This window comes from Bacillus sp. DX4.1 (assembly GCF_030348195.1).
Taxonomy (GTDB): domain Bacteria; phylum Bacillota; class Bacilli; order Bacillales; family Bacillaceae_G; genus Bacillus_A.
In genome coordinates, this window is the sequence record NZ_JAUCFT010000008.1 from 3,470,462 (window position 1) to 3,482,873 (window position 12,412).

General features: G+C 37.2%; 10 protein-coding genes and 1 pseudogene. All 11 read right to left on the reverse strand.

Annotated features, from left to right (window positions below):
• Positions 1 to 14: 14 nt before the first annotated feature.
• Positions 15 to 932 (reverse strand): sigma-E processing peptidase SpoIIGA, encoded by a 918-nt coding sequence (gene spoIIGA / locus QUF99_RS20535; protein WP_289372416.1) that lies wholly within the window; start codon positions 930 to 932, stop codon positions 15 to 17.
• A gap of 328 nt (positions 933 to 1,260) precedes the next feature.
• Entirely contained in the window at positions 1,261 to 2,418 is a 1,158-nt protein-coding gene (gene ftsZ / locus QUF99_RS20540) for a cell division protein FtsZ (protein ID WP_289372418.1), read from the reverse strand.
• A 39-nt stretch (positions 2,419 to 2,457) separates the two neighbouring features.
• Positions 2,458 to 3,759, reverse strand: a complete 1,302-nt coding sequence (ftsA, locus tag QUF99_RS20545) for a cell division protein FtsA (RefSeq protein ID WP_289372420.1) — start codon at positions 3,757 to 3,759, stop codon at positions 2,458 to 2,460.
• A 189-nt stretch (positions 3,760 to 3,948) separates the two neighbouring features.
• Positions 3,949 to 4,029: pseudogene (locus tag QUF99_RS28770) on the reverse strand (small basic protein); the annotation flags it as partial.
• Positions 4,030 to 4,161: 132 nt separating this feature from the next.
• On the reverse strand, positions 4,162 to 4,929 hold the full coding sequence (locus QUF99_RS20550) for a cell division protein FtsQ/DivIB (RefSeq protein ID WP_289372422.1): 768 nt from the start codon (positions 4,927 to 4,929) through the stop codon (positions 4,162 to 4,164).
• A gap of 98 nt (positions 4,930 to 5,027) precedes the next feature.
• Positions 5,028 to 5,933 (reverse strand): UDP-N-acetylmuramate dehydrogenase, encoded by a 906-nt coding sequence (murB, locus tag QUF99_RS20555; protein ID WP_289372424.1) that lies wholly within the window; start codon positions 5,931 to 5,933, stop codon positions 5,028 to 5,030.
• A 60-nt stretch (positions 5,934 to 5,993) separates the two neighbouring features.
• Positions 5,994 to 7,088 carry an undecaprenyldiphospho-muramoylpentapeptide beta-N-acetylglucosaminyltransferase gene (gene murG, locus QUF99_RS20560; protein WP_289372426.1) on the reverse strand — a complete coding sequence of 365 codons (1,095 nt, stop codon included), beginning with the start codon at positions 7,086 to 7,088 and terminating at the stop codon, positions 5,994 to 5,996.
• A gap of 107 nt (positions 7,089 to 7,195) precedes the next feature.
• Positions 7,196 to 8,293 (reverse strand): stage V sporulation protein E, encoded by a 1,098-nt coding sequence (spoVE, locus tag QUF99_RS20565; RefSeq protein WP_289372427.1) that lies wholly within the window; start codon positions 8,291 to 8,293, stop codon positions 7,196 to 7,198.
• Positions 8,294 to 8,377: 84 nt separating this feature from the next.
• Positions 8,378 to 9,730, reverse strand: coding sequence for a UDP-N-acetylmuramoyl-L-alanine--D-glutamate ligase (gene murD / locus QUF99_RS20570; RefSeq protein WP_289372429.1), 1,353 nt, complete (start codon positions 9,728 to 9,730; stop codon positions 8,378 to 8,380).
• Entirely contained in the window at positions 9,731 to 10,702 is a 972-nt protein-coding gene (gene mraY, locus QUF99_RS20575; protein ID WP_289372431.1) for a phospho-N-acetylmuramoyl-pentapeptide-transferase, read from the reverse strand.
• A 22-nt stretch (positions 10,703 to 10,724) separates the two neighbouring features.
• Positions 10,725 to 12,200 (reverse strand): UDP-N-acetylmuramoyl-L-alanyl-D-glutamate--2,6-diaminopimelate ligase, encoded by a 1,476-nt coding sequence (locus QUF99_RS20580; RefSeq protein WP_289372433.1) that lies wholly within the window; start codon positions 12,198 to 12,200, stop codon positions 10,725 to 10,727.
• Positions 12,201 to 12,412: the final 212 nt, after the last annotated feature.

Consider the following 12,412-nt stretch of genomic DNA (forward strand, 5'->3'; position numbering starts at 1 on the left):
CCCACCTCTCATTATTAAGCAATTGTTACTTTTTGTGATATCAACATTTTTGGGTGTATGATGCATTGATATTCTCCGTTTGCAGACAATTGCTGTGTATTTAATCCGATTAATACTTTACTTACAATCATATCGCTACCTTCGTGATGAATTTGAACGCTATCCGGCTTAATCGCCCATAAAAATTGATGATCCACCCCTACAGCCCGGAAGGGGATTAAGCGCAGCCTGGTTGCCCACCCTGAATCTGTTTCTGGAATTTGTGGAATCTCTGTTTTTACATAAATTTGTTCTGTTAACCATTTTGGTAAACAATGCTCTAATGATGAAACATGCATAATCATAACAGGTGTTTTCGTTAAAGGATCATGAAGTTGATTTCCACTATCAATCAATCCATCTAGTTCAATTTCATTTTCAGCTAGTTTAATATTCACTTTTACAATTTGTTCATAATGAATTTTTGTCACTTCAACATTTGCAATGCGTTTTTTTGAAAAATAGTAAATAATCGGAAATCCGAAGATAACAAAAATCCAGCTCACCGGATCACCATAGGAAATTGATTTGGTAGAAATAAGCCCATTTACCATCTCATTTGTTTGAAGAAAAAAATGAGTTCCAATTAATCCGCCACCTACCATAAATGTCACAAAATAAAAGGTGAAGACCGTTTGTGTATAATCTCGAAAAGTAGTAAACCCAAATGCTGCATACACGATGAGTAATGAATACAGCAGTTTCATGATTGGATGTGTCATAGTAGCTGCCAAAGGTGTAAAGGCAAAGATAACAATTGTTGAACCAATACATGCCCCCAGTACAAGCCTCCATCTTTTGACCTTCTTTTTTAATACAGTTGCAGTTAATACAAGTAAAAGAAAATCAATACAGAGGTTTAACAACCAAACAATGTCGGCATAAACAACCAAACAGTTCACCTCTTTTTATAAGTTGAGACTAGTATAAAGCATATCCAATAGGAAAGTGTGTCAATTTGCGGAGGGGTTTTTTTGTTATTTTGTGGTTTCTAGACATAATCTGTCGTGAAGGTAATAAAGTGAAACTTTTCTCAGTAGAGGATCTCTTCATCCCCCATTAAGAATTATCCCCCACCTATCTTCTTTGTTTCTCTCTGAATCTTGAGGTAGGATCTTACCGCCTGCGAATAGCGGGATAAAAAAAAAGACCCATTACAAGGTCTTCTTTTTCATGCTGAACAGCACGCTATATTCTTCTTTGTTTTAGCACAATATTCTTTTATCGTCTACGACGGTTACGTAAAAATGCTGGAATATCAATGTCATCCGAATCTGTATTACGATCATGCGCAATCGGCTCTTCACGTTTCACTTCACGCTTTATTTCACGTTGTTTTTGTGGTTGAGCAACAGGTTGTTGTTGCTGTGCATGATTGGTAGCAGTTGTAGGACGAGTAAACGGTTTTGGTGGCTGAATGGAAATGCTATCATCAAAACCTGTTGCAATTACTGTTACAACAATTTCATCTTTTAAGCCTTCATTAATTACAGAACCAAATATCATATTCACTTCTGGATCTGAAGCTGAAGCTACGATATCTGCTGCTTCTTGTACTTCATACAAGCTTAAGTTTGAGCCACCTGTAATATTCATAATAACACCTTGTGCGCCATCAATAGATGTTTCTAATAACGGACTAGAAATTGCACGTTTTGCCGCTTCTGCTGCACGATTTTCGCCACTACCAAAACCGATACCCATTAAAGCGGAACCTTTGTTAGACATAATTGTTTTTACGTCTGCAAAGTCTAAGTTAATGAGACCAGGTGTAGCAATTAAATCAGAAATACCTTGAACACCTTGACGCAATACGTTATCCGCTTCACGGAATGCTTCAAGCATCGGTGTATTTTTATCAACGATTTCTAGTAAGCGATCATTTGGAATTACGATTAAAGTATCTACATTTTCTTTAAATGCCGCAATACCGGTCGCAGCTTGCGTCGCACGTTTGCGACCTTCAAATGTAAATGGGCGTGTTACAACACCAACGGTTAATGCTCCTAACTCTTTTGCAACTTGTGCGACAACTGGAGCTGCACCTGTACCAGTTCCACCGCCCATACCAGCTGTTACGAACACCATATCTGCACCGCGAAGTGCCTCTTGGATTTGTTCTTTACTTTCTTCAGCGGCTTTTTTCCCTACTTCAGGGTTTGCACCAGCACCAAGCCCGCGTGTTAATTTTCCACCAATTTGCATTTTTGTTTCAGCTTTTGATAAATTTAATGCTTGTGCATCAGTATTCACAGCGATAAAGTCTACACCTTGTACGCCGTGTTCAATCATACGGTTTACGGCGTTATTTCCGCCACCACCGACACCGATAACTTTTATATTCGCTAATTGATCTTGAGTAGTATCAAACTCTAACATGTCGAAATCCCCCTAGAACCTCATTTTTCGTGTCCAATTTTAATCCCACAAATATCGGAATACACGTTTTACTTTTGACATCATGCGTTCATCATTTTCATTATTATTGTTTTGATTACGATTTTTTTGTTTCATAGGCTGCTGCTGCACCGGAACTGGTGCTGGTACAGGCTCAAAATGCTCTTGCTTGTCCTGCACACTTTTCCCTCGCAATTTAGCCTTTTGATAGGAATGTTTAATTAATCCAACTCCAATGGTATATTGGGGTTCACGAACGCCAATATAATCTGGTGTTGCTATACGAACATTTTCATGTAGAATATCATATGCAAGATCAAGAACACCAGGCATAGAGGCAATACCACCAGTAAGTACATAACCAGATGCTACATGTTTTACGCCTAGTTTACTTACTTCATCTTGAATATGCATCAAAATTTCCTCTACGCGTGCCTCAATAATATCAGATAATTCTAATTGAGAATATTGTTCTGTTTGATCGCTTCCCATAATAGAAACCGTGAACATCTCTTCTTCAGACGCAGTATCATAAAAAGCATGTCCATATTTCAGTTTAATTTGATCAGCATTCTCTGTTGAAGTTTTCAATCCAATGGCTATATCCTTTGTTATATGATCTCCACCTATTGGCAATACACTCGTTACTTGTAACTCTCCATCCTGAAAAATTGATAAAGTTGTAGAACCTCCTCCAATATCAACTAGAGCAACTCCTCTATTTTTCTCATCAGAAGATAAAGCAACCGTTGCTGCAGCTAATGGTTGCAGACAAATATCAACAATTTCGAGGCCCGCTTTTTCTACACAACGAAGTAAATTATGTAATAACGTTCTAGAGCCTGTAATTAATGTACCTTCCATTTCTAACCTTACACCGATCATCCCGCGTGGATCGTTAATTTCGTCAAGACCGTCTACAATGAACTGTCGAGGTACCACATCAATAAATTCACGTTCAGGAGCAATCGATACAACTTGTGCTGCATCCAGAACGCGTAAGACATCTTCATTTCCGATTTCACGATCTTCGTTTGAAACAGCGACTACTCCGTGACAAGGAAGAAGCTGTACTTGGTTGGCATTGACACCTACAACAACGTGTTCAATATGAATCCCCACCATACGTTCAGCTTGTTCAATTGCTTTTTTAATTGATCGAACAGTCTCGTCTATGTCAACAATGGAGCCCTTTTTCAAACCACTTGATTTTACGTTTCCAACACCAATAATGTTCAAACCATCATTAACCATTTCGCCAATGATGACTTTAACATTGGATGTACCGATGTCAAGACTAACATATATTTCATTGCTGTTCATTCTTTGGCACCTCCTTCTTTATTTATACCATACAATTCAATATATGGAACAACAATCGCAGCTTTACTATATTATAAGAAAAATATTCAACGTCTTTATGCGTTTCCCTTTTTTAACCCTGTATTTTTCTTATTTTTATTTAACATTCACTCATCTATATAGCAGTAATCCGTGAATGACTGCTTTATTTTAAAATAACTCTACTTCAAACGCAAAGATTACCGCCAAGTATAAGTCTACACTAAGATGTACTCGTAGAAAAGCTAAACTTGTATCAATCCTTACATGAATCGGGGAAAATTGGGATATTTTTCATCTAATGGATCATTATAATAAATAAATGTATAAGAGAGTGCACACGTGTGTATCGTTGTTATATTTTTAAAAAACTTACACACTATTCTACTGTTTTTCTTCCTCATCTAAATATTTAATGAATGCACCAACTTCTAAATCAACTAGTACTTTTCTATTTGGCTCTATATTTTTTATAATAAGCGGGTACGCTTCCATACGCTTTGCAAAATCCTGAATGGTCGTGCTGACCTCATAGCCCTCATTCATATACAGCGTAAGATGATCTTCATTCGAATTCGTCGGCGCATAATGAATTTCAGAAATGGAGCGAAGAATAGTCGGTGTTAATTTTTCTAATTCAGCAATTAGCTCTTTCATTTTTTTCTCTTCAAACGGTGCGAAAATCGGAGCAGCAACAGGTAATTTTCCATTAGGGAATACCTCAAGCGTTTTACCATTTTCTAAAAGCGGTTGCAATTGGCCCTCTTTGTTCATATAACCGATCGTTACATATTCTTCGATTTGGATATCAATTTTATTTGGGAAGCGTTTTTTGACATTTACTTTCTTAATTTCTTTTCGTTTCGTTAAATTTTCTTCCGCTTTATGTGCCGTCACCCGAAAATAACTTGTTTCATATGTAATGCCAGATTCCTTCATTACTTGTTCATCTGTCATATAATGATTCCCAAGAACCGTTATCTTTTTTATATTACTCAATGGAGACCGAAAATAAATTAAAAAAAGTACTAATAAAAATAAAATCGATACATATAAAATTAATCGATTATTGACTGGCTTTTTGTTCTTTTTCTTTTGATTTGTTAATTTTGGTACACGATCTTGTAGTTTGATAACTTTACTATTTTTCATGTACGATCCCCCTATGTAACATAAAGAACGGCATGTTACGCATGCCGTTCTTATCTTCTTATTATATCATAAATGATAATGAGCGGAACAGACAACAGTTATCTTCCAATGATTTCTACTTCTGTATGCATATCTACATCAAATTTTTCTTTAATTGTTTTTTTGACAAATGCAATTAAATCTAGTACATCTTGCGCTGATGCTGATCCTGCATTGACAATAAAGTTCCCATGCATTTCAGAAATTTTCGCCCCGCCGATTTGATGACCGCGTAAGCCAGCTTTTTCTACTAAATCTCCAGCGAAATTAGGTAGTGGATTTCTAAAAATACTACCTGCACACGGATGATTCCATGGTTGTGTCTCACGGCGATAGTCTTTGTTTTTCTGCATTACGCCAACAATCTCTTCACGATTTCCTTCTGTTAACTTCAATTCTGCTTCTAATACAATCCCAGGACGTTTTGTTTGTAAAATAGAAGTACGGTAAGAGAATTCCAACTCTTCTTTTGTTACCCATGCAATGGTACCATCTTCAAACATAATACGGGCTTTCGTCAAAATTTCTGATACATCAGATTTATGTGCACCAGCATTCATATATACAGCCCCGCCAACACTTCCTGGAATACCACTAGCAAATTCTAATCCTGACAATCCTTGACGACTAAGTAATGTAGACAGCTTAATAAGAGGATAGCCCCCTCCTACTCGTACAGTCGTTCCTTCCACTTCTAGATGATCTAATCCTTCTCCTAGACGAATCACAACACCTTCAATTCCTTTGTCCGATACTAAAAGATTGGAACCACGTCCAATTGCTGTCCACTTTGTTTCGTATTTTCCCACTAATTCTAAAGCCTTCTCCACACCAGCAACGCTGCTTGGCACAATTAGAATGTCAGCTGGTCCTCCTATTTTCATAGTTGTATAACGTGCTAACGATTCATTTTCTAACACTTTACCAACTTCTGCTTCCATCAGTTCTTTTGCTAATTGTTTCATGATGATCTCCCCCATATTAAATCTCCGTATTACAGTAGTATGCAGGGCATTCACCTAACGTTATTTTGTACAAAGCTTTTTCATCACTTCAAATAACCTATTTGCTGCATCCGGAATTCCTAACTGCTTAGCAGCTAGTTTCATATTTTGTAATATTTGTGTATCTAATAAAATTTCATCGATATCATGAAGAAGGGTTTCAGCTGTTAAATCTTTTTCAAGAAGCATTTTAGCTGCTCCCTTATCGACAACAGAGTTTGCATTTTTTTCTTGATGGTTATTTGTCACATAAGGGCTCGGAATTAAAATACTTGGTTTTCCGAGCGCGGTCAACTCTGCCAGTGTTGTGGCCCCAGCACGTGAAACAACAAGGTCCACACCAGTAAGAACCTCTGGCATATTATGAATAAACGGTTTAATGATTACATTGTTTGGATTCCCTTTTTGTTTCACAGCCTCCATTACTTTATCATAATGCACTTCACCTGTGATATACAATACTTCATAATTTTTGTTACCAAATTGTTCAATTGCTTCTATAAATGCATCATTAAGTGGCCTTGCTCCGCGGCTTCCCCCAAAAATAAGTACAGATTTTTTAGAAAGGGATAGTCCTACAGATTGCTTCCCTTTCATACCGTTTTGGTTCATTACTTCTGATGCACGTGGATTTCCGGTCATGACAACTTTAGATTGTGGAAAATGTTCGGATGCTGCTTCAAAACAAACAGCTACTTTATCCACATAACGGCTTAAAAATTTATTTGTCACGCCAGGTACACTGTTTTGCTCATGTACAATTGTTGGAATACCTAATTTGGCTGCCGCATATACGACCGGTCCACATACATAGCCACCTGTCCCAATGACCACATCTGGATTAAAACGACGAATATAACGTTTACTATCTTGCACACCTTTTAGAAAACGCATCACTGTTTTCACATTATCCAAGGATACTTTACGTTTAAATCCACTAATGACAATAGATTGAAACGGTATTCCTGCTTTTGGAACTATCGTGCTCTCTAGTCCATTTTCTGTACCAATGTATAAAAATCGTGCTTCAGGATGTAGTTTTTTTATTTCTCTAATTAAAGCAAGGGCTGGATAAATATGACCGCCTGTTCCACCACCACTGACTAATACTCGCACTACAAATTCCTCCGCTTCTCTGTTCTAATTTCATCTTAATTTATTCATATACCAATGATATAATTTCCGTTTTTGACACACGAAAAACCCTGTCATATAAACAGGGTTTAGTAGCGAGAGTGACGACTTATATTTAATAATACTCCAACCGCCATTAGCATCAAGGTCAAACTTGACCCACCATAACTGAAAAATGGCAAAGTAATTCCTGTAACAGGCATCAATCCTGTTACAACACCAACATTAATCATCACTTGAATCGCAATCATCGCCACAATACCTACTGCTAAAAAAGTACCATATAAATCAGGCGCTCCTAATGCTATACGAATCCCGCGCCATAATAACAGACTAAATAATAATAACACAAACGACCCACCAATAAAACCTAATTCTTCGGATAAAATAGCAAAAATAAAGTCAGTTTGTGGCTCGGGTAAATACAGAAATTTTTGCCTACTTTGTCCAAGACCAAGACCAAACAAACCACCTGGTCCAATCGCAAGTAATGATTGAATAATCTGAAACCCACTGCCGAGTGGATCCGCCCATGGATCCAAATAGGATGTAATTCGTTTCATTCGGTACGGTGCAGATGCAATAAGTCCTACAAATCCTGCTAATCCTGCTAATCCTAACATTGCAAAATGAAAAACACGTGCTCCTGAAATAAAAATCATCACCACACACGTTCCAACCATTACCGTTCCTGTACCAAGATCTGGTTGCAACATGATCATGCCAAAAGCAACAAATACAAAACCAAGTGCTGGGAGTAATCCCTTTTTAAAAGACGTAATCACTTTTTGCTTTTCTGATAAAAATTTCGCTAAAAAAATAATCATCGCAAATTTCATAAATTCTGAGGGTTGAATTGAAAATGCCCCGATTCCAATCCAACTTCGTGCTCCGCCTCGTACTAGTCCAACCCCTGGAATCAGGACAAGAATGAGCAGAATAAAACAGATGAGTAAAATAACTTTTGAATAGGTACGCCACACCCAATAGTCAATTTTCATAATAAAAAACATTGCGACTACACCAAGTCCAGCAAATAATAGTTGTCGTTTTGCAAAAAAGAATGAGTCACCCATCTTATAGGAGGCCCAAACAGCGCTTGCACTGTAAACCATAATCATTCCAATCGTTAACAATAATAAGGTAACGATAATGAGAATAAAGTCAGGCGTTTTCTTTACTGGCAATGAACATCACCTCTTTTAAAGAAGCATTTATTTCTATGTAACAAAACATCAGTAGGTGTTAGCCTACTGATGTTTTGTTTCACTTTATATTAGTCTATGCACAGCTTGTATAAAAATGTCTCCTCTTTCTTCGAAGGTTTTAAATTGATCCCAGCTTGCACATGCTGGTGAAAGAAGAATAACATCTCCATCTGTAGAAAGAGCGTACGCTTTTTCTACAGCTTCTTCTACATTATCGACACTTTCAATTTTGTCTATTCCAGCTTTTTCAGCAGCTTTTACTAATTTCGGTGCCGTTTGTCCAAATGTTAGTAATACTTTTACATGCCCCAAATAAGGAATTAAATCATCAAATTCATTTCCGCGATCAAGGCCACCAGCTAGTAAAATAACAGGCTGCGTAAATGCAGATAACGCCTTTTCTGTCGCTAACATATTTGTTGCTTTTGAATCGTTATAAAACTTACGATTTTGAATTGTTGTCACATATTCTAAACGATGTTTTACACCTGCAAAACGTTTCAACACTGCAATAATCGCTTCATTTGCCACACCCAGTAATTTCGCTATACTCATTGCAGCTAAAATGTTCTCTAAATTATGCTTACCAGGTAAAACGATATCTTGAACATCAATGACTTTCTCACCTTTAAAGTAAAGAGCATCCTCATTTATGTATGCACCGTCTTCAATCACTTTTGAAGTTGAGAAGAACACTTTTTGTCCTTTACTATTTGCTGATAGCGCCATTACATCCGCATCATCCGCATTAATTACACTATAATCTGTGTCAGTTTGGTTTTTGAAAATATTCGCTTTCGCCAAACCATACTCTTTCTTCGTACCATGATAATCTAAATGTGCTTCAAACAGATTTAAAAATGCTGCAATTTTCGGTTGGAACATTTCTACTCCCATTAACTGAAACGAAGAAAGCTCGGTTACAATTACTTCGTTTTCTTTCGCTTGCTGCGCTACTTCGCATGCGACAGTCCCAATATTCCCAGCAATAACAGGGTGTTTTTGTCCTTCTTGTAACATTTCAAACGTTAATGTTGTCGTTGTTGTTTTTCCGTTAGATCCCGTAATTCCAATAAACGGTGCTGCTGAAATGCGATACGCTAGCTCCACTTCTGTCACAATTGGAATTTGTTTTTCTTTTGCTGCAACAAGCAATGGGTTGGAATATGGAATTCCTGGATTTTTTACAACAAGTGAAATATTTCTTTCTAATAGCTCTAATGGATGACCGCCGCAGACAACGTCCATCCCTTTCGCTTGTAGTTCTGCAGCTAACACATTGTCAGCTAATGACTTTCCGTCATTTACAATGACATTTGCTCCTAAGCTTTTTAATAAGGTTGCTGCTGCATAACCACTTTTTGCAATACCTAATACAAGAATATTTTTATTTTGATAGTCAATTACAGTTTTCAATTACATCCACACCCCGATATAAATTCCTAATACTGCTAATAAGAACCCTACAGACCAAAACGTCACAACAACACGCCATTCTGACCAACCACATAATTCATAATGATGATGCAGGGGGCTCATCTTAAAGACACGCTTTCCTGTCGTTTTAAATGAAATAACTTGAATGATAACAGATAAAGTTTCCATTACAAACACGCCGCCAATTATAACGAGTAATAACTCTTGTTTTAATAAAATGGCCACAGCAGCTATTGCACCACCTAAAGCAAGAGAACCAGTATCTCCCATAAATACTTTAGCAGGATTTGCATTAAACACTAAAAATCCAAGTACAGCTCCTACAACTGACATGCAGAAAATAGCTATCGCATATTGGTCTTGAGCCACTGCAATAATACTAAATGCTCCAAATGCAATTGCCGCTGTTCCTGATAATAACCCGTCTAAGCCATCGGTTAAATTGACCGCATTCGATCCCCCAATTAGCATAAAAAGAACAAGAATAAAATATGCCCAGTGTAAATCAAATTTGACCTCTGTTCCTGGAATCATTATATGCGTGTCGAAGCCTTGGCCAATTGCAATAATAAAGAACGCTACTGCAATAAAGAGCTGTGCTACTAATTTTTGTTTTGATGTTAAACCGAGATTTCTTTTTTTAACAACTTTAATATAATCATCCAGAAAACCAATTAATCCATATCCAAATGTAACGAGAAGTAATAAGTACGTATCTGAACTTTTTTCAAACTTAAACATCATGATAATTGATGTAACCATGATGGAAACAAAAATGACAATCCCGCCCATCGTCGGCGTTCCTGATTTCTTTTGATGTGATTTTGGACCTTCATCACGAATGCTCTGTCCAAACTTTAGACGACGTAAAAATGGAATAAACAGTGGCGAAAGGGCAACAGAAATTAAGAATGCTACCCCAGCCGTTATTAATAAACCTTGTTCAAGCACATGTAGTCCCCCTCTCATGTTGTTACTCTTTGTGGCTTAAACGTTGTGCAATTGCCTCTTGGGCAACTTCACGATCGTCAAAATGATGTACTTCTTTTCCAATAATTTGATATGTTTCATGGCCTTTTCCAGCAATAATGATAATGTCTTCTGCTTGTGCTTCTGAAATTGCATAGAAGATAGCTTCTTTCCGATCGACAATTACTTCATAATTATTCCCTTTTGCACCTGTTAACATATCATCCAAAATTGCTTTTGGATCTTCACTTCTTGGATTATCGGATGTATAAATTGCATGCGTTGCAAACTCCGCCGCAACACTTGCCATAATTGGCCTTTTCGTACGATCACGGTCCCCACCGCAACCAACGATACAATAAATATTCCCTTTTGCAAATTGCTTCGCTGTCGTTAATACATTTTCTAAACTGTCTGGTGTATGTGCATAATCTACAATAACTGTAAAATCCTGCCCGCCATCAACAACTTCAAAGCGTCCTGGAACTCCCTTTAAATTTTTCACAACATCAATAACTGTTTGTAAAGACACACCGGAAACAAGAGCTGCTGCTGTTGCTGCTAATACATTATATACATTAAACTTTCCGATTAATTTCATTGTAATTTTGGTGCTTTCATTAGGCGTAACAAGCTTGAATGTTGTACCTCCACTTGTCATCTGAATATCTTTTGCCATAATATCACTTTGCGTATCAATACCATACGTAATAACAGTGGCAGCAGTACTTCTCATATAGTCTTCAGCTGCTTCATCATCACGATTTAATACAGCATACTTTTCACGATTATGATGATAACTATTACCAAGCTGGGCAAAAAGCAAACCTTTCGCATGCTTATATTCTTCCATTGTCTTATGATAATCTAAATGATCTTGTGTTAAATTTGTAAATACTGCAACATCATAATCACAGCCATGTACACGACCAAGGTGCAATGCATGTGAAGAAACTTCCATCACTGCACTATTCACATTTTGCTCAACCATGCGATGAAACGTTTGTTGAAGCGTTAGTGCATCTGGCGTTGTATTTTTCACCTCAAATGTTTCATCACCGATTTTCATATTAATCGTTCCAATCAGCCCTGTTTTATGACCGTGTGCTCGCATAATTTCATCCATAATATGCGATGTTGTTGTCTTTCCATTTGTACCTGTAATCCCAATTAAATGTAATTTTTGCGTTGGCTGCTCGTAGAAATAATCAGCTAAAACAGCTAACGAACGAAAGGTATTTTTCACAAGTACAACTGGAACGTCAACATCAATCGGTCTTTCCGCAACAATAGCAGCCGCACCTTGCGCGGCTGCTTGCTTAGCAAATTCATGGCTATCAACCGTATACCCTTTCATACATACAAATACACTTCCATTTGTCACTTTACGTGAATCTGCTTCAATGGATGTAATTTCTGGGTTTTCTTTTGGAACAACTGGAAAATCATGCAAACATGATACAAGTGTGTGCAACTTCATTTCACTAAATCCTCTCTACTTGTTTATTTATACCCTACTGAATGGGTAGTAAGTTCCCCCATCTTAAGTTCATAAAAAAACACATAGAAGTAAGACGGGGGAAATTTCCCTAATAGCCCAATAAATCAGGCTCCTCCATCAGTGAAAAATATAGCCTCAACTGACGGAATGTTCACTTTATCTCTTATTTTTAGGAGAGATACATTCTTGTT

Excerpts from the sequence above, each read along its gene's own strand:
- ftsZ (WP_289372418.1), bottom strand. The coding sequence starts at position 2,418 with ATGTTAGAGTTTGATACTACTCAAGATCAATTAGCGAATATAAAAGTT.
- ftsA (WP_289372420.1), bottom strand. The coding sequence starts at position 3,759 with ATGAACAGCAATGAAATATATGTTAGTCTTGACATCGGTACATCCAAT.
- QUF99_RS20550 (WP_289372422.1), bottom strand. The coding sequence starts at position 4,929 with ATGAAAAATAGTAAAGTTATCAAACTACAAGATCGTGTACCAAAATTA.
- murB (WP_289372424.1), bottom strand. The coding sequence starts at position 5,933 with ATGAAACAATTAGCAAAAGAACTGATGGAAGCAGAAGTTGGTAAAGTG.
- QUF99_RS20580 (WP_289372433.1), bottom strand. The coding sequence starts at position 12,200 with ATGAAGTTGCACACACTTGTATCATGTTTGCATGATTTTCCAGTTGTT.